This is a genomic window from Dietzia aurantiaca (assembly GCF_021033825.1).
Classification (GTDB): Bacteria; Actinomycetota; Actinomycetes; order Mycobacteriales; family Mycobacteriaceae; genus Dietzia; species Dietzia aurantiaca.
Genome location: NZ_JAIFXZ010000014.1, coordinates 35264 through 52531, shown reverse-complemented (window position 1 = coordinate 52531; position 17268 = coordinate 35264). Strand labels below are relative to the sequence as shown.

The window sequence follows — 17268 nt, the reverse complement described above, 5'->3', positions numbered from 1 at the left end:
GGTCGGCTCGTGCGTTACGGTGTCCGGAAGGAAGCGATACCATCGGTAGCGTTTCCGCGACGACCCCGGGAGGGCCCGTGCTCGAACTGTCCGCAGGACGGCGGCGTTGGCTGCTGTTCGTCAGCCTCGTGGCCGTCTCGATCGTCGTGGCCACGATGTCCGCGCTCTATACCTCGCTGCCCGACATCGCGGTGGCGATCGGCGCCACCCAGGCCGAGCTCACCTGGATCGTCGACTCCTACACGCTCGCCCTGGCCGCACTCGTGCTCACCGCCGGCGCCCTCGGCGACCGATTCGGACGCCGCGCCACCCTCATCGTGGGGCTCGCCCTGTTCACGGTGTCCTCCGCGCTGCCACTCCTGCTCGACTCGCCCACGTGGCTCATCATCCTGCGCGGCGTCGCCGGGCTGGGCGCCGCGTTCGTCATGCCGTCCACGTTGTCGCTGCTCACCGCCAGTTTCCCTGTCGAGCGGCGCGGGATGGCCGTCGGCATGTGGGCGGGCTTCGCCGGGATCGGCGGCATCGTGGGTCTCGTCGGCTCCGGGCTGATGCTGCAGGTGTGGTCCTGGAAGTCGATCTTCCTCGTCTATTCCGTGATCGGCCTCCTGGTGTTGCTCGCCGCGTTCACGATCGGGGAATCGGTCGCGGCCAGGCACGGTCGGCCGGACGTCGCGGGCGCGATCTTCTCGGCCCTGGCCGTGGGCGGCGTGGTGTTCTGGCTCATCGAGGGCGCGCAGACCGGCTTCGGCGAGCCCTTCGTCGTGGTGGCCCTCGTCGTGGCCGTGGTGAGCCTCGTCGCGTTCATCAGCGTCGAGCTGCGCGCCTCGGACCCGCTCCTGGACGTGCGCTATTTCCGGCGCCGCGGCTTCTCCGCCGGGTCGGTCTCGGTGGCGCTGCAGTTCCTGGTGATCTTCGGGTTCTTCCTGCTCATCGTGCAGTACCTCCAGCTGGTACAGGGCTACGACGCGCTCGGCGCCTCGATGGCCCTGGCGCCCATGGTGGTGCCCGTGATGGTGCTGTCGGTCATCGCGCCCAGGATCACCGACGTCGTGGGACTGCGCGTCGTGTCCGTGGTGGGCGTCGGCGGGATCGCCGTGGGCATGCTCCTGCTCTCGAGGCTCACGGTGGACTCCGGGTATTGGGATGTCCTGTGGCCGCTGTGCATCGCCGCGGCCGGGCTCGGACTGTCCACCGCGCCAGCGACCTCGGCCATCGTGTCGGACATCCCCGCTGACGAGCAGGGTGTCGCGGCAGCCGTGAACGACGCGATGCGGGAGATCGGCGCGGCGATCGGCATCGCGATCGGCGGCAGCATTCTCGCCGGGCGGTACGCCTCCGACATCGTGGAGGTGCTGCCCGGCGTGCCCGAGGAGGGCCGGCCGGCGGTGGAGGGCTCGTTCGCCGGGGCCATCGAGTTCGGCAACGCAGCCGGGCCGGCCGCCCGGCCGATCGTGGACGCCGCCGCCGAGATCTTCGCCGCCGGCATCTCCGATTCGCTGGTCGCGCTGGGGCTGGTCGCGGCGGGGGCGGCGGTCCTGCTGCTGTTCGTGGCCCCGGGCCGCGGGTACGTGCCGCAGGGTGACGTGCAGCGGGCCGGTGTCGGATCTGCGCCTCGTACCTGACCATCCCGACCGACCTGGTGGACCTGACCGACGACGCCGCGCTGCGGGGGATCGCCCGCCAGTTCCCGGTCCCGATGCTCGACTACCAGGCGTCCTGAGCCCCGCGGTCGGCCCAGGGGTGCGAGGGATCCATCCGGCTGACGGACTCGCGCAGCCAGTCCCGACGGGACGCGTCCAGTAGCGGTAGATGCGTGTGCGCATCCGACACGTCCTTGTCCCGGACCTGGGCCGCCTTCATGAACAAGACGATTTCAGGCTGGAGATAGCGCAGCCCGTCGTCGTCGACCCAGGTCGCCCGCTCCAACGGCATCACCTGCTCCGGCAACTTCTTGTTGACCCACAATCCGTCGCGGAACGGAGTCAGCGGCACGTCCAGGACCCACGGGGAGCGGGCGTCCGCACGAACCCAGATCCCGCTCGCCGGTCGGATGTCGCGAAAGCGGTGGTCAAACGGCCGCAACCAGCCCGAATCCGCGTTCCATGTGGTCCACCCCCGGTTGGCGAGGAACACCCTGAGGTTCTCAGCATCGCCGGCATCGATCGAGATGTCCATGTCCTCGTGCTCGCGGGAGACTCCGGTGAACTTCTCGAGCGCCCACCCACCGACGATCCACCACGGACGGTCGAATCCGTCGAGGAAGTCCGAGATTGTCGAGGGATCGAGTGGATCCCAACCGCCATACCAACGTCGAAACTCGTCGGGTGGTAGCGGCCCGGCGTCCGAGGGCTGCGGCAGGGGAGGCGGCATTCGACGATGGTACGGCCGACCCGGCAGCTGCACCGGGTGCCGCTACGCCCCGGGCCTCGAGATCACCACGGGCATCGGGGTGCACCAGCCAGTCGCGGAGGTGGTCAGGCGCGGATGCGCTCGGAGTGGGCGTAGACGGTCGCCCTGTCGTCGCGGCTGAAGCCGGCGAGCGTCACGCGCGCGTCGACCGCGAGATCCACCGCGAGCGACGAGGGCGCGCTGACCGCGGACAGTACGGGGATCCCCGCCATCGAGGCCTTCTGTACCAGCTCGAACGACGCCCGGCCGGACACCTGGAGGACGGTGTCGCCGAGCGGAAGTCGATCCTCGCGGAGGGCCCAGCCGATCACCTTGTCGACCGCGTTGTGTCGACCCACATCCTCGCGTAGGCAGAGCAGCTCCCCGTCCGGGGTGAACAGTCCGGCCGCGTGCACTCCTCCGGTCCGGTCGAAGACACGCTGGTGTTCGCGGAGTCGCCGGGGCAGCGACAACAGGACCTCGGCCGCGACGAGCGGCTCGACCGGGCCGAGAGGAAAGTGCGTGGTGCGGCGGACCTCGTCGATCGAGTCCACGCCGCAGACACCGCACGCGCTGGTCATGGTGGTGGTTCGCGCCGACCCGGGCTCGGGCACATCGGGCGAGACGGTCAGGGAGAGCGTGTTGTAGTCCTGCTCGGAGCGCCCGCTGACGGTGGTGCAGTACTGGATCGTGGGCAGGTGCTCGCGATCCCAGATGGCGCCCTCGGAGACGAGGAGGCCGGCGGCCAGATCCATGTCGTCGCCCGGGGTCCGCATCGTGACGACGAAGGGCGCACCGCCGACACGGATCTCGAGCGGCTCCTCGACAGCGAGGGTCGCCACCTCTCGCCTGGTGTCAGCCCCGGCGATGATCCTCAGCGCGGGGTGACGAGTCGTCCGCCGTCCCATAGTCGGCCAGCCTAGCCGTCACCGCCGATCCCTTTCCCAGGTATAGCGCCGTGAGGGCCACCGTGACCAGCCAGATCAGCGGATACACGTTGGTGATCGTGGAGAAGACCACCGACGGGATATCGCCGCCGAGCATGAACAGGCCCATCCCCACCCAGCGGTCGTCGGGGAAGTTGGTGTCCGGGAAACTCTGGACCCAGTTGGCTCCCGCCGCCCACACCAGGGGCGGCAGGAGCCAGACGTACCATCGACCGGCCGAGATCGCGTAGTGCAGCGTCAAAACCAGGAGCGGGACCAGCCAGACCCAGTGGTGACCCCAGGTGAAGGGCGAGACCATGGTCATGGTCATCCCCGCCAGGGTCAGACCGAGGAGTTGATGCCCGGCGCGATGCGTCAACGCCGCGACCGTCAGGCCTACGACCGCCACGAGGACGGCGCCGATCAACCAGGCCCAGGCGGGGGCCATCTCCAGCCCGGCGATACGGGCGATGGCCCCGCGCACAGACTGGTTGGCGACCAGGGAGTCCTGCCCTATCCGTTGCGAATCGAGCAGGGTCCCCGACCAGTATCGGATGGCGTCACGGGGGATGACCAGGAAGCCGAGCGCCACGGTGCCGAGGAACGTGAGCCCGGAGACCGCGGCCATCCGCCACCGGCCGGTGAGCACCCAGTGAGCCCAGAAGAACGCCGGGGTGAGCTTGATGCCGGCGGCGATCCCCGAGCCGATGCCCGCCCAGCGGCGACCGGACCGCGAGGCGAGCTGGTCCGCCAGTACCAGCACCAGGAGTAGGACGTTGATCTGGCCGAGCCACACGGTGGTGCGCACCGGCTCCAGCGAGAGCGAGATCAGGGTCAGACACACCGCGACCTGCACGGTCACGCGGTCGGACCGGTATCCCAGGGTGCGCAGGCACATGCGGATCGCGAGGTAGAGCAGCCCCACCGTCAGCGCGGTCCAGCCGGCTTCCATCAGGCCGGGCGTGACCTGGGTCAGCGGGGTGAACAGCAGGGCCGAAAACGGTGGATACGTGAACGGCATCGGGGCGTAGAACCGCCCCGAGTCAGCGCCGGACAGCAGACCCTCATACAGCGGGATGGATCCGAGGACCGCATGCCCGCCCCATCGGTAGACGTTGACATCGAGCAGATTGCCGTAGATGCCCCACCACGGCGTCCGCTCATCCGGGAAGCGAAGCACCATGAAGACCGAGGACAGCGCCAGGATCGCCAGCGGCCCCCGGAGCCACACGGTGGTGGGTAACGAGCGCATCGGGGCTGAGCCTAGACCAGCGGTACGAGAAAATGTGGAGGGAATAATGAGGCCGTCACCGCCGGAGCGCCCCGCGCTGATGTGCGGGGCGGCGGCGTGACGGCCTCATCGGGACTGGACGGTGTAGGTTCCGCGTCCCTCCCGGGCCGGGGCCCGGGACTCAGATATAGATGGCCGGGTCGATATAGAACTGCGCCTCGCGCAGCTCCTCTTTGGTCGACCTGGCGGGCTTGGCGACGCCCGGGATGCCCACGACGATCGAGTCGGCGGGGGCGTCCTTGACCACCACGGCGTTGGCTCCGACCGACGAGTCCGCGCCGATCTCGACCGGCCCCAGGATCTTCGCCCCGGCCCCGACGGTCACGCGGTCCCCCAGCGTGGGGTGCCGCTTGACCTGCTTGAGCGAGACGCCTCCGAGGGTGACCCCGTGATAGATCATGCAGTCGTCGCCGATCTCCGCGGTTTCACCGATCACGACGCCCATGCCGTGATCGATGAAGAACCGCCGGCCGATCACCGCGCCGGGGTGGATCTCGATCCCGGTGAGGAAGCGGGCGAACTGCGACAGGACACGCGCGGCGGTGCGGCCGGCCCCGCCGGAGTGCCACATGCGGTGGGACAGTCGGTGGATCCAGATGGCGTGCAGGCCGGAGTAGACGACGGTGTTCTCGACGTCGCCCCGGGCTGCCGGGTCGTGTGCACGCGCCGCGGTGAGGTCCTCGCGCAGAGTGCGCACGAGCCCCACCGGGCGGTCGGAAGAACCTGACATCAGTCGCGGTAGTCCTCGAAGAGCATCGTCGAGACATAGCGCTCGCCGTAGTCACACACGATCACGACGATGGTCTTGCCCGCGTTCTCGGGGCGCTTGGCCACCTCGAGCGCGGCCCACACGTTGGCACCCGAGGAGATGCCGGCGAGGATGCCCTCCTCCTTGCCGAGGCGCCTGGCAACCTCCAACGAGTCCTCGAGAGTGGCGTCGATGACCTCGTCGTAGACCTCGCGGTCGAGGATCTCCGGCACGAAGTTGGCGCCCAGTCCCTGGATCTTGTGCGGGCCGGCCTTGCCCTCGGTGAGCAGCGGAGAGTCCTTGGGCTCCACGGCGACGATCTGGATGTCCGACTTCTGAGACTTCAGGTAGTTGCCGGCGCCCGAAATGGTGCCGCCGGTGCCGATACCCGCGACGAACAGGTCGATCTCACCGGCGGTGTCCTCCCAGATCTCCGGGCCCGTGGTGCGACGGTGCACGTCGACGTTGGCCGGGTTGGCGAACTGGCGGGCGAGGACAGCGTTCTCGCGGCTGTCGGCGACCTCCTGGGCCTTGGCGACGGCGCCCTTCATGCCTTCGGAACCCGGGGTGAGGATGAGCTCGGCACCGTAGGCGCGCATGATGGCGCGGCGCTCGACGGACATGGTGTCCGGCATGACGATGACGGCCTTGTAGCCGCGGGCGGCCGCGACCATGGACAGGGCGATGCCGGTGTTGCCCGAGGTGCCCTCGACGATCGTGCCGCCGGGCTTGAGGCCGCCGGAGGCGACCGCATCGTCGATGATGGCCGCGCCGATGCGGTCCTTGACGCTGCTGGCGGGGTTCGCGGACTCGAGCTTGGCCAGCACCGTGGCCTGGATGCCCTCGGTCAGGGAGTTGAGACGGACCAGCGGGGTACGGCCGATGGTCTCGGTGATGTCGGAGTAGATCTGCGCCATGATGTGTTCCGTTCTGCAGAGAATGAACCGATCTGTCTATTGCGCAGTCTACGTGATGCGGCGACAAGGCACGAGGGTGCGATCGGGAAATCCTGAGAGATTGCCACAGGCGCCGTGCCCGGTCGATAATCGACTGCGCTCCATTTCGACGTCGTCCGAAAGGCCGCAACCGGCATGCGCGAGATCACCGTCCCCACCCAGAGAACCTTCACCGGTTCCGACCTGATCCCGGTGGTGGCGCGCGGACGCGCCGCCACGAACCCACGGTCCGTCCCGTTCGAGTATCACGACGGTGACCAGTGGCGATCCGTCTCCAACGCGGAGCTCGTCGCCCGTGTGGACCGCATCGCGGCCGGGCTCGTCGCCTCCGGTGTCGAACCCGGCGACCGGGTCGCGCTCATGGCCGGGACCCGCCTCGAATGGGTCCTCGTCGACTTGGCCGTCTGGACCGCCGGGGCCATCACCGTGCCGGTCTACCCCTCGTCCTCGGCCGGGCAGCTCGAGTGGATCCTCACCGATTCCGAGGCGAAGGTGCTCGTGGCCGAAACCGACGCCCACGTCGTCGTCGTCGGCGATACCGACGTCCCCGCCACCTGTACCCGCGTGCTCTACCTCGACGACGGCGGGCTCGAGGCCCTCGAGGCCGACGGCGATCCCGTCGCGGCCGAGACCCTCGAGGCCTCGCTGGCCACCCTCGACCCCGACGCCCCCGCGTCGATCATCTACACCTCCGGCACCACCGGACGGCCCAAGGGCTGCGTGATCACCCACCGCAACCTCCTGTCGGAGTGCCACGCGCTGCTCGACCACCCCATCGGCACGATGGCGCAGCACGGCAAGAAGACGCTCATGTTCCTGCCGCTCGCCCATGTGCTCGCCCGCGCCGTGACCTACACCGTGTTCCTGGGCGAGGCCACCGTCGGGTTCTGGGACGACACCTCGACCATCCTGCCGCGCTTCGCCGACTTCCGGCCGCACATGATCCTCGGTGTCCCGCGCGTGTTCGAGAAGGTCCGCGACGGGATCGCCGCCAAGGCCGGTGCGAAGGGTCGACTGCAGAAGGAGATCTTCGGCCGCGCGGAGGCGATCGCCGTCGAGGCCAGCGAGCTGCGCGGCGGCGACGGGCTGGGCGACGCCCGCCGCCCCTCGCTGGTGCACACCATTCAGTACAAGGCTCTCGATGTGGCGGTCTACAAGGCCGTCCGTGAGGCGCTCGGAGGCCGGTGCGAGTACGCCATCTCCGGCGGCGGCGCCCTGCCCGACCGCATCTCGCATTTCTTCCGCGGACTCGGCGTGCCGATCTACGAGGGGTACGGCCTCACCGAGAGCACCGCCGCCGCCACCGTGAACGGGCCCGGTTGCCAGCGCATCGGCACCGTCGGTCGGCCGGTCGCCGGCACCAGCGTCCGGATCACCGACAGCGGGCAGGTGGAACTGGCCGGGCCGCTGATCTTCGACCACTACTGGAACAACCAGAAGGCCACCGCGGAAGCCCTCCGCGACGGCTGGTTCGGCACCGGCGACCTCGGATCGCTCGACGAGGACGGGTACCTGACGATCACCGGCCGCGCCAAGGAGATCATCGTCACCGCGGGCGGGAAGAACGTGGCCCCGGGCCCGATCGAGGACGGGATCCGGGCGCACCGCCTGGTCGGTCACGCCGTCGTGATCGGCGAGGCCCGCAAGTTCGTCTCCGCGCTGATCACGGTCGACGAGGCCGAGCTCGAGGCATGGGCCGCGGAGAACGGCCACGGTGGCAAGCCGGCCGAGGACCTGGTGACCGACCCCGCACTGCAGGCCGAGATCCAGTTCGCCGTGGACGACGCCAACCGGCAGGTCTCGCAGGCCGAGGGCGTCAAGAAGTTCACGGTCCTGCACCGGGACTTCACCGAGGAGTCGGGGGAGCTGACCGCGACGCTGAAGGTCAAGCGGCACGTGGTGGCCGAGCGCTACGCCGAGCAGATCGAGGGCATGTACGCCTGATCTGACCAAAGCGAGAGCGCCCGGGCCCTGGAAAGGGTCCGGGCGCTCCGGCGTTCGGGGGTCCTACGTGGCGTAGAGGTTCTCGATGTCGCCCGCGAACCGCTCGTGCACGACGTTGCGCTTGAGCTTCAGCGTCGGGGTGAGCTCGCCGCTCTCGACCGAGAACTCGGCCGCGAGGATCTTGAACTTACGGATGGACTCGGCGCGGGAGACGGACTTGTTGGCCCGGTCCACGGCGTCCTGCACGGCGCCCACGAGGTCGCCGTCCTGGATGAGATCGGACACCGAGCCGGTCTTGCCGTGCTTCTCGGCCCAGCCCGGGAAGGTCTCCGGGTCGATGGTGACGAGGGCCGCGATGTAGCTGCGGTTGTCGCCCACGACGACGGCCTGGCTGATCAGCGGATCGGAGGAGAGCAGGTCCTCGAGCTGCGACGGCGAGACGTTCTTCCCTCCGGCGGTGACGATCAGGTCCTTCTTCCGGCCGGTGATGGACAGGTAGCCGTCCGGGTCGAGCTCGCCGATGTCGCCGGTGTGGTACCAGTCACCGGTCCACGCGTCCTCGTTGGCCTGCGGGTTCTGCCAGTAGCCCTTGAACAGGGTCTTGGCCTTGGCCAGGACTTCGCCGTCCTCGGCGATCTGGATGGTCACACCCGGGATCGGCTTGCCGACGGTGCCGATCTTTGCCGCGTTGATCGGGTTGACGGTGAGCACGCCCGAGGACTCGGTGAGACCGTAGCCCTCGAGCAGGTCGAAGCCCGCGCCGCGGTAGAAGTGGCCGAGCCGGGCGCCCAGGGGGCCGCCGCCGGAGATGACGCGGTTGCACTCGCCGCCGAGGGCCTCGTGCAGCTTCGAGTACACGAGCTTGGCGAACAGCTTCTGCTTGAGGGCCAGGCCGGTCGACGGCTTGCCGCCGTTCTCGAGGGCCATGGAGTAGTCGATCGCGGTCTGGACGGCGGCCTTGAAGATCTTGGCCTTGGCGCCGCCCGCTGTTTCGGCCTTGGCGGCGGCGGAGTTGTAGACCTTCTCGAGCACGCGCGGGACCGAGACCAGGAAGGTCGGGTGGATCTCGGACAGGCGCTCGACGACCTTGGTCGTGTCGGGCTCGTGGGCCACGGCTACGCGCTTGTAGAAGCAGGCCACCTCGAGGATGCGGGCCAGCACGTGGGCGAGCGGGAGGAAGATCAGGGTGCGGCTGTTGGGGACGAACGCGTCCTGCAGGCGCTCCTCGACGGAGACGACGACACCGCCGAAGCCGCCGTGCACGATCTCGCAGCCCTTGGGGTTGCCGGTGGTGCCGGAGGTGTAGATGATCGCGCAGGTGTCCTCGTGGCCCGTGGACAGCGAGGCCGTTTCGAGCTCCTCGTCCGAGACGCCGGCCCCGGCCTCGCTGAGCTGGGCGATCAGGTCGTTCTCGATGACGAGGATGTCGCCCTTCCAGTCGGTCTCCGCGGTGAGCACCTCGCGCAGTTCGAGGTCCTCGACCACGGCGAGCGAGACGCCGGCGTCGGTGAGGATCCAGTTGCACTGGGCGGACGAGGAGGTCTCGTAGATCGGGACGGTGACGGCGCCGACGGCCCACGCGGCCCAGGCGATGAGCGACCACTCGTAGCGGGTGTGGCTCATGATGGCGAGGCGATCACCGGTCTTGACGCCCTTTGCGATGAGGCCCTTGGCCACGCCCTTGACCTCCTCGAGGTACTGGGCGCAGGTGACTTCCTTCCAGTCGCTGCCGACCAGCCGCAGCACGGCGACGTCGTTCGGTGCCTCCGCGGCGTTCGTGAACACGATTCGGCCGAGGTTCTGATCGGGGAAGGGCTTGGCGGGGGGCGGGCTGGCGAACTCGGTCGTCATCGCGATCCTTTAGGTCTTTGTGGCCTGTGTCACTGGCAAGTGTAGAGGCCCGCTCACGATCTGTGTCGAGCACGGTCTATCGGAAACCTTTTATGAGGCGCGCATCATGTTGTTGTGACGACGGTTACACTGGCGACATGTCCGCAGGTGTACGGCCCGCGACCGCCACGATGGTGGCCCGGTCATGGGAGCGAAGCAGGCGACTGGGGATCGATCCGGAGCGCTCGGACCCGGTCGTCGACCTCCAGGGTGCCGCGCTGTCCGCGCATCGGGACGGCAACCGGATGTCCACAGTGCTGCCGATCGTCGAGAAGGTCCTGGTCTCGGGGGTTGTGGACAGTGGCCATCTCGTGGCCGTGGCGGATGCCGACGGGCGCCTGCTGTGGATGTACGGCAATCGGGGCGTCCGGACGAGGGCCGAACGCATGGCCTTCGTGCCCGGGGCACTGTGGAGTGACGAGGTCGTGGGTGCGAACGCGCCCGGCCTGGCGCTTCGTCACGACGTCCCGGTGCGGGTCCGGGGCGAGGAGCACTACCTGGCGCCCGCCCATTCGTGGAGTTGTTCGGCGGCGCCGGTGCACGACCCGATCACCGGCCGGGTGATCGGCGGCATCGATGTCACGGGCCGGGATTCCGCTGCGTCGGACGAGATGTTGGCCCTCGTCAGGGCGACTGTGCTGCTCGTGGAGTCGGAACTGCGGGCCGTGATGTCGGGAACACTGGCGTGGACCGGGCGTATGTCCGGATCGTCGCGTCGCCTGTCCGTGCTCGGCACCTACCGGCCCACGCTGGAGGGCCACGGGCCCGTCACCGGCCGCCACGCCGAGATCCTGCTTCTGCTCGCGGCGTACCCCGAAGGTCTGTCCGGCGGGGCGCTCGCGGAACTGCTCGCGGAGGGCAGGTTGGACGAGGTGAGTGTCCGCGCGGAACTGTCCCGGCTGCGGCGCGTGCTGGGTCCGGAGTCGATCGACTCGCGGCCGTACCGGCTCGACCCGGGGCTGCTCGGCACCGATGCCCATGAGGTCGAGGACCTGCTGGGGCGCGACGTCTCGGCCGCGGTGGCCGCCTACCGCGGGCCCCTGCTCCCGGCCTCGGATGCGCCCGGGGTGGTGGAGCTGCGCGAGGAGTTACACGCCCGGGTGCGGGCGGCGGTGCTCGCGGTCGGGTCGACGGGGGACCTGAAGGACTGGGTCGCGGGACCGGGTCGCGACGATCCGGAGGCGTGGCGGGCCCTCTCCCTCGCGCCGGGAACGCCCCTGGCGAGCAGGTCGGCGGCGGCGTCGATGACCCACATTCTGGACGGACGTTTGGGAGCGTGATCCGGCGCCCGGCACGGTGAGTGCAACGTCGGTGCAACCCCGCCGGGAATAGTGTCGTGGCTCACAGTCGTCGACCGCAGGGGTCGGCGTCCCGAAGAACGCGAGAGGTGCCGACATGCCCGTCTTCTCCCAGCCCGGTTCCGCCGACGCGGTGATGTCCTACGAGAGCCGCTATGACCACTACATCGGCGGCGAGTGGGTCGCGCCTGTCAAAGGCGAGTACTTCGAGAACGTCGCCCCGCAGACCGGACAGGTCTTCTGTGAGGTCGGCCGTGGTACCGCGGAGGACATCGAGGCCGCGCTGGACGCGGCCTGGGCCGCCGCGCCGGCGTGGGGCGCGAGCTCCGCCACGGAGCGGTCGCTGGTGCTGCTCCGGATCGCAGATCGTATGGAGGCCAACCTCGAGAAGATCGCGCTCGCCGAGTCGTGGGACAACGGCAAGGCGATCCGCGAGTGCCTGGCGGCCGACATCCCGCTGGCGATCGACCACTTCCGCTACTTCGCCGGCGCGATCCGCGCCCAGGAGGGCGGCATCTCCGAGATCAACGGGGACACCGTCGCCTACCACTTCCAGGAGCCGCTCGGCGTGGTCGGCCAGATCATCCCCTGGAACTTCCCGATCCTCATGGCGGTCTGGAAGCTGGCCCCGGCCCTGGCCGCCGGCAACTGCGTGGTGCTCAAGCCGGCGGAGCAGACCCCGGCGTCGATCCTGTACCTGATGTCGATCATCGGCGACCTGCTGCCGCCGGGCGTGATCAACGTGGTCAACGGCTTCGGCACCGAGGCCGGAAAGCCGCTCGCGTCCAACCCACGCATCCGCAAGGTGGCCTTCACCGGCGAGACCACCACGGGCCGGCTGATCATGCAGTACGCGTCCGAGAACCTCATCCCGGTGACCCTCGAGCTCGGCGGCAAGAGCCCCAATATCTTCTTCGAGGACGTCATGGACTCCGACGACGATTTCCGTCAGTCCGCGCTCGAGGGCTTCGCGATGTTCGGCCTCAACCAGGGCGAGGTGTGCACGTGTCCCTCGCGCGCGCTGGTGCAGAAGTCGATCATCGATGACTTCACCGACCTCGCGATCGAGCGGGTCAGGCAGATCAAGACCGGAAATCCGCTCGACACCGAGACGATGATGGGCGCCCAGGCCTCGACCGACCAGCTCGAGAAGATCCTGTCCTACATCGACATCGGCAAGCAGGAGGGCGCCGACGTGCTCACCGGCGGCGGCCGCGCCGAGCTCGACGGCGATCTCGCCGGCGGCTTCTACGTGGAGCCGACGGTCTTCCGCGGTCACAACAAGATGCGCCTGTTCCAGGAGGAGATCTTCGGTCCCGTGCTCTCCCTGAGCTCGTTCACCGACTTCGACGACGCCATGATGATCGCCAACGACACCCTCTACGGTCTCGGCGCCGGCGTGTGGTCGCGCAACGGCACGACCGCCTACCGGGCCGGCCGCACCATCCAGGCCGGCCGGGTGTGGACCAACACCTATCACCAGTACCCGGCCCACGCGGCGTTCGGCGGCTACAAGCAGTCCGGCATCGGGCGCGAGAACCACCGGATGATGCTCGACCACTACCAGCAGACCAAGTGCCTGCTCGTGGGCTACTCGGGCAAGCCGCAGGGCTTCTTCTGATCCAGCGCTTCTTCTGAGAGGAGTCCGGCCATGGACGACGTCTGCGGATTGCCCTCGGGCGGGAGCGTGCCGATCGCGGCGCGGGCCCTCCCACCCGAGGGCGCGCCGGCCGAGCTGCCCGCGCGGGTCGTGGTCACCGAGCCGGCCGCGCAGCTGATCCGCGAGCTGGTCGAGCGCCACGGCCCGGTGATGTTCCACCAGTCCGGCGGGTGCTGCGATGGTTCGGCGCCCATGTGCTACCCGGACGGGGAGTTCCGCGTAGGTCAGCGGGATGTCCTCGTGGGGGAGGTGGACCTGGCGCAGGGCGACCGGGACGTACCGGCGGGCGACGACGACGAGGCGCGCCTGAACTCGTCGTCGTCGTCGACCCGGGTGCGCTTCTGGATCTCGGGCTCACAGTTCGACACCTGGAAACACACGCAACTGGTGCTGGACGCGGTCCCGGGCAGGGGCTCGGGGTTCAGTCTCGAGAACCCGACCGGCAAGCGGTTCCTGTCGCGGGCGCGCACGTTCGACGAGCGGGAGCTGGCACTGCTGGAGGAGTTCCCGCCGAAGCTGGGCGGCGAGCTGGAGGACTGAGAGCCCCGTGCCGCGGCCGCCGGGGGCGCACCGGCCCGGGCCGATCCGCCCGGGCCGGGCGGCTTCCGGCGGTAGAGTCCATTCATGGATACCGACCGAGTGAACGCTGCCGACCCGCTCGACGTCGATGTCGAGTTCCTCACCGCCGACCTGCGCGCCGACCTGCTGCGACGCTGGAACGACCCGCAGCGGCGCTACCACAACGAGACGCACCTGCGTGCCGTGCTCCGGGCGATCGACGCCCTCGAGGCGGACGGCGAGTCCTTCGACGGGACCGCGGTCCGCCTGGCCGCGTGGTGCCACACCGCGGAGTTCGATCCCACGGAGTCGGAGAACAACGAGAAGTCGGCGGTGTGGGTCGAGCGGCAGCTCGATCCGGCCGCGCCCGTCGAGGAGGTCGCGCGGCTCGTGCGACTGATGGGCGGGCACCGCGTGGAGGCCGGAGATCCCAACGGCTCGGTCCTGTCGGATGCCGACCTGGTCGTGCTGGGGTCGGACCCGGAGACCTATGACGCCTACACCCACGACGTGCGGCACGAGTACGCGCACGTACCGGGGGAGCGGTTCGTCGCGGGGCGGATCGCCGCGCTGGAGGGCCTGCTCGAACGCAGGTCGGTGTACCTGACCCGGGCGGGGCGCGACGCGTGGGAGCGCCAGGCGCACGCCAACCTCAATCGCGAGCTCGGGCTGCTGCGGGCGGGTCTCGGCGAGGACTGATCCCAGCCAGCGCATGGCTGCCGTCGAGAAGAGGCTTTCGTACACTCGCTTCTCGGGAAACGCGTGCAAAAGACTCTTCGCGACGAATGGCTGCGGGATCCCGGCCGCCGGTCAGACCCCGGGCGGCCGGGCTGCGTCGATGTACTCGGCCACGCCGTTGGCGACCATGATCTCGGTGATGGCCTCCGCGTCGGCCTCGCTGGGCAGCCCCCAGTCGTCCTGGTAGCCGTAGATCTCGGCGAGAGTGGTGGAGTCGCGGGTGCCGCGCGCGAGCTCCACGTCGGTCGGGCCGATCAGGGACGGATGTGGAACGCCCACTGCACCGGCGACCTTGATCAGCTCACGGCGCAGGGAACGGATGTAGTTGGCGCAGCGCTCGGCCATCGAGGTGGGATCGACGCCCCGGATGAGCCACGGGTTCTGGGTGGCCACTCCGGTCGGGCACCCGCCGGTGTGGCACTGCTGGGCCTGGATGCACCCCACCGAGAGCATCGGCTCCCGGGCCACGTTGATCATGTCGACGCCGAGCGCGAACGCGACCACGGCGTTCTCGGGGATGCCGAGCTTGCCCGAGCCCATGAACACCACGTCGTCGGTGAGCCCGGCCTCGGCGAAGATCGAGTAGACACGGGGGAATCCGAGCCGGAACGGCAGTGACACGGCGTCGGAGAACACGAGCGGGCCGGCGCCGGTCCCGCCCTCGCCGCCGTCGATGGTGATGAAGTCGACGCCACGCTCGCGAGGGATCATCGCGTCGGCCAGATCCTCCCAGAACCCCGTGTCGCCGACCGCGGACTTGATGCCCACCGGCAGCCCGGTGCGGTCGGCGATGTCCTCCACCAGGTCGAGGAGCGAGTCCACGTCGTGGAAGGCGGTGTGGCGGGACGGGCTGGCGCAGTCCTCGCCCATGGGGATCCCGCGCAGCTGCGAGACCTCCTCGGTGATCTTCGCCGCCGGCAACAGCCCGCCGAGGCCCGGCTTGGCCCCCTGGCTGAGCTTGATCTCGATCGCCCGGATGGGGTTCTTCTCCGTGACCGCGACGAGCTTGTCGATGTCGAAGCGCCCGTCGGCGTCCCGGCAGCCGAAGTACGCGGTGCCGATCTGATAGATGAGGTCGGCGCCGTTCTGGTGGTACGGGCTCAGCCCGCCCTCTCCGGTGTTGTGCAGGGCTCCGGCGAGTGCGGCCCCGCGGTTGAGCGCCTCCACCGCGGGGGCGGAGAGGGCGCCGTAGCTCATGCCGGAGATGGTCACGAAGGAGTCGGGGCGGAAGGCACGGGCGCGGCCGCGGGCCCCGCCGAGGATCTTGGCGGGCGGGGTGGGCAGGAACTCGCCGGAGTGGATGTGGGCGGACAGCGAGACGTCGCTGAAGGTCCGCTGTTTGACCAGGGGATAGCCCTCGAGGAACTCGACGTCGTTGTCCGTACCGAATCCGAAGGTGGTGGCCCGGCCCTCGGCGGACTCGTAGACCCAGTCCCGCTGGTTGCGGGTGAACGGCCGCTCCTCGTCGTTGCCCGCGACGATGTACTGCCGCAGTTCCGGTCCGATCGAGGTCAGTGCCATGCGGGCGTGGCCCAGGATCGGGAAGGTCCGCAGGATCGGATACCGCGTCTGCCGCAGGTCTGCGGCCGCGACCGCGGCCAGCGCGGCCAGCGGGGCGCCGAGGAGCCACTTGCGCAAGGGAGCCTCCTGGAGGGGGGTCCGGGAACGACGAGCCCTCATTCTGGCCCACTCGGAGGGGCCCTGTCCGGCGGCTCGCGGGACCGGCTCGGCGAGCTTCAGGGTAGGACGCGGGAGACGACCTCGGAGGAGACGGCCTCAAGCAGCGGACCGGCGTTGGCTATGGAGCGCTTGATGTCCGGCTCCTTCTCTGTGAGCGCGGCGGCGGTGACGAACCCGGCGGCGGCCACGCGGTCGGCCTCGAGATCCAGGCGGCCGCACACCGCCACGACGGGCACGCCGTGGGTGCGGCAGAGCGCGGCCACGCCCAGCGGGGTCTTGCCGTGCATGGTCTGGTCGTCCAGTCGTCCCTCGCCGGTGACCACCAGGTCCGCGGCCGAGACCACGTCCTCCAGCCCGGTGAGGGTGCCGAGCACCTCGAATCCGGGGTCGAGTGATGCCCCGAGCAGCTCGCGGGCGATGAACCCCACCCCGCCGGCGGCACCGGAGCCGGGGGCGTCCGGGTCGACGTCCAGGCCTTGGTTCCGCAGGACCTCGACCAGCCGGGCGAGCCCGGCCTCCAGGCTGTCGACCTCCTCGGGGGAGGCGCCCTTCTGCGGCGCGTAGACGCGGGCGGCGCCCAGTGGGCCGAGCAGGGGGTTGTCGACGTCGCAGGCCACGAGGACGCGGGCGGCCCGCACCGCGGGGTCGAGGCCGTCCAGGTCGACGGTCGCAAGCCGCCGGAGCGCGCCGCCGCCGTCGGGGAGCTCGTTTCCGTCTGAGTCGAGGAACCGCACGCCGAGGGCGGACAGCATGCCGGTGCCGCCGTCGGTGGAGGCGCTGCCACCGATGCCCAGGTGGATGTTGCCACGGCCGGAGCGCAGGGCTTCCAGCATGACCTCTCCGACGCCACGGCTGGACGCCTTGAGTGGTCGGGGGACGCCGCCGGGCAGTCGGAGCAGCCCGCAGGCGTCGGCCATCTCCACGAACGCGGTATCCGGGTCGATGGCGGCGAACGAGGTCTCCACGGGATCCCCGGTGGGCCCGGACGCCGTCACCGGCATCGGCCGAGCACCGCCGGCGACCATCACCTCGAGGCTGCCCCCGCCACCATCGGCGACCGGGCGTTCGACCACATCCGTGTCGGGGTGCGCACGGCGGGCGCCCTCGGCCGCGTGATGGCAGGCCTCGATAGCGGTGAGTGAGCCCTTGAAGGCTCCGCAGGCCACGACGATCGTCACCCCTGCATCATCC

14 protein-coding genes are annotated in these 17268 nt (G+C 69.7%); 6 read left to right on the top strand and 8 right to left on the bottom strand.

Annotated elements, in window-relative coordinates; genetic code table 11:
* Positions 1 to 77 precede the first annotated feature (77 nt).
* A complete protein-coding gene (locus K3888_RS14035) occupies positions 78 to 1622 on the top strand; it encodes an MFS transporter (protein ID WP_230930898.1) in 1545 nt (514 codons plus the stop codon).
* 82 nt (positions 1623 to 1704) lie between these two features.
* Here the strand turns inward: K3888_RS14035 and K3888_RS14025 are convergent, their stop codons facing one another.
* From K3888_RS14025 to cysK, 5 genes are all read right to left on the bottom strand, one after another.
* On the bottom strand, positions 1705 to 2370 hold the full coding sequence (locus tag K3888_RS14025; protein WP_230930897.1) for a nucleotidyltransferase domain-containing protein: 666 nt from the start codon (positions 2368 to 2370) through the stop codon (positions 1705 to 1707).
* 104 nt (positions 2371 to 2474) lie between these two features.
* Complete coding sequence (fdhD, locus tag K3888_RS14020) at positions 2475 to 3296, bottom strand: formate dehydrogenase accessory sulfurtransferase FdhD (RefSeq protein WP_230930896.1); 822 nt, start codon at positions 3294 to 3296, stop codon at positions 2475 to 2477.
* A complete protein-coding gene (locus K3888_RS14015; RefSeq protein ID WP_230930895.1) occupies positions 3244 to 4566 on the bottom strand; it encodes a glycosyltransferase 87 family protein in 1323 nt (440 codons plus the stop codon). The genes fdhD and K3888_RS14015 overlap by 53 nt, the downstream gene beginning before the upstream one ends.
* A gap of 160 nt (positions 4567 to 4726) precedes the next feature.
* Positions 4727 to 5335, bottom strand: coding sequence for a serine O-acetyltransferase EpsC (gene epsC / locus K3888_RS14010; RefSeq protein ID WP_269075207.1), 609 nt, complete (start codon positions 5333 to 5335; stop codon positions 4727 to 4729).
* Positions 5335 to 6270 (bottom strand): cysteine synthase A, encoded by a 936-nt coding sequence (cysK, locus tag K3888_RS14005; RefSeq protein WP_230930894.1) that lies wholly within the window; start codon positions 6268 to 6270, stop codon positions 5335 to 5337. The genes epsC and cysK overlap by 1 nt, the downstream gene beginning before the upstream one ends.
* A gap of 174 nt (positions 6271 to 6444) precedes the next feature.
* On the opposite strand from cysK, the gene K3888_RS14000 reads away from it, so the two are divergent.
* Positions 6445 to 8253, top strand: a complete 1809-nt coding sequence (locus tag K3888_RS14000; protein ID WP_230930893.1) for an AMP-dependent synthetase/ligase — start codon at positions 6445 to 6447, stop codon at positions 8251 to 8253.
* 63 nt (positions 8254 to 8316) lie between these two features.
* Here K3888_RS14000 and K3888_RS13995 read toward each other — a convergent pair whose 3' ends face one another.
* Entirely contained in the window at positions 8317 to 10104 is a 1788-nt protein-coding gene (locus tag K3888_RS13995) for an AMP-dependent synthetase/ligase (protein WP_230930892.1), read from the bottom strand.
* A 137-nt stretch (positions 10105 to 10241) separates the two neighbouring features.
* On the opposite strand from K3888_RS13995, the gene K3888_RS13990 reads away from it, so the two are divergent.
* From K3888_RS13990 to K3888_RS13975, 4 genes are all read left to right on the top strand, one after another.
* Entirely contained in the window at positions 10242 to 11423 is a 1182-nt protein-coding gene (locus tag K3888_RS13990; protein WP_230930891.1) for a GAF domain-containing protein, read from the top strand.
* Positions 11424 to 11538: 115 nt separating this feature from the next.
* Positions 11539 to 13062 (top strand): acetaldehyde dehydrogenase ExaC, encoded by a 1524-nt coding sequence (exaC, locus tag K3888_RS13985; protein WP_230930890.1) that lies wholly within the window; start codon positions 11539 to 11541, stop codon positions 13060 to 13062.
* A 30-nt stretch (positions 13063 to 13092) separates the two neighbouring features.
* A complete protein-coding gene (locus K3888_RS13980) occupies positions 13093 to 13641 on the top strand; it encodes a DUF779 domain-containing protein (RefSeq protein ID WP_230930889.1) in 549 nt (182 codons plus the stop codon).
* A gap of 84 nt (positions 13642 to 13725) precedes the next feature.
* Positions 13726 to 14358 carry an HD domain-containing protein gene (locus tag K3888_RS13975; RefSeq protein WP_230930888.1) on the top strand — a complete coding sequence of 211 codons (633 nt, stop codon included), beginning with the start codon at positions 13726 to 13728 and terminating at the stop codon, positions 14356 to 14358.
* A gap of 111 nt (positions 14359 to 14469) precedes the next feature.
* Here the strand turns inward: K3888_RS13975 and K3888_RS13970 are convergent, their stop codons facing one another.
* Positions 14470 to 16077 carry a glutamate synthase-related protein gene (locus tag K3888_RS13970; RefSeq protein WP_372459578.1) on the bottom strand — a complete coding sequence of 536 codons (1608 nt, stop codon included), beginning with the start codon at positions 16075 to 16077 and terminating at the stop codon, positions 14470 to 14472.
* 56 nt (positions 16078 to 16133) lie between these two features.
* Positions 16134 to 17255: a glycerate kinase gene (locus K3888_RS13965; RefSeq protein ID WP_230930886.1), complete on the bottom strand. Its 1122-nt coding sequence runs from the start codon at positions 17253 to 17255 to the stop codon at positions 16134 to 16136.
* Between the last annotated feature and the right edge of the window lie 13 nt (positions 17256 to 17268).

Bases quoted from the DNA above. Each gene is read 5' to 3' on its own strand.
- K3888_RS13990 (WP_230930891.1), top strand. From the start codon at position 10,242: ATGTCCGCAGGTGTACGGCCCGCGACCGCCACGATGGTGGCCCGGTCA.
- cysK (WP_230930894.1), bottom strand. From the start codon at position 6,270: ATGGCGCAGATCTACTCCGACATCACCGAGACCATCGGCCGTACCCCG.
- K3888_RS14000 (WP_230930893.1), top strand. From the start codon at position 6,445: ATGCGCGAGATCACCGTCCCCACCCAGAGAACCTTCACCGGTTCCGAC.
- K3888_RS13975 (WP_230930888.1), top strand. From the start codon at position 13,726: ATGGATACCGACCGAGTGAACGCTGCCGACCCGCTCGACGTCGATGTC.
- K3888_RS13995 (WP_230930892.1), bottom strand. From the start codon at position 10,104: ATGACGACCGAGTTCGCCAGCCCGCCCCCCGCCAAGCCCTTCCCCGAT.
- K3888_RS13970 (WP_372459578.1), bottom strand. From the start codon at position 16,077: ATGAGGGCTCGTCGTTCCCGGACCCCCCTCCAGGAGGCTCCCTTGCGC.
- K3888_RS14015 (WP_230930895.1), bottom strand. From the start codon at position 4,566: ATGCGCTCGTTACCCACCACCGTGTGGCTCCGGGGGCCGCTGGCGATC.
- fdhD (WP_230930896.1), bottom strand. From the start codon at position 3,296: ATGGGACGGCGGACGACTCGTCACCCCGCGCTGAGGATCATCGCCGGG.
- exaC (WP_230930890.1), top strand. From the start codon at position 11,539: ATGCCCGTCTTCTCCCAGCCCGGTTCCGCCGACGCGGTGATGTCCTAC.
- K3888_RS13980 (WP_230930889.1), top strand. From the start codon at position 13,093: ATGGACGACGTCTGCGGATTGCCCTCGGGCGGGAGCGTGCCGATCGCG.
- K3888_RS14025 (WP_230930897.1), bottom strand. From the start codon at position 2,370: ATGCCGCCTCCCCTGCCGCAGCCCTCGGACGCCGGGCCGCTACCACCC.
- epsC (WP_269075207.1), bottom strand. From the start codon at position 5,335: ATGTCAGGTTCTTCCGACCGCCCGGTGGGGCTCGTGCGCACTCTGCGC.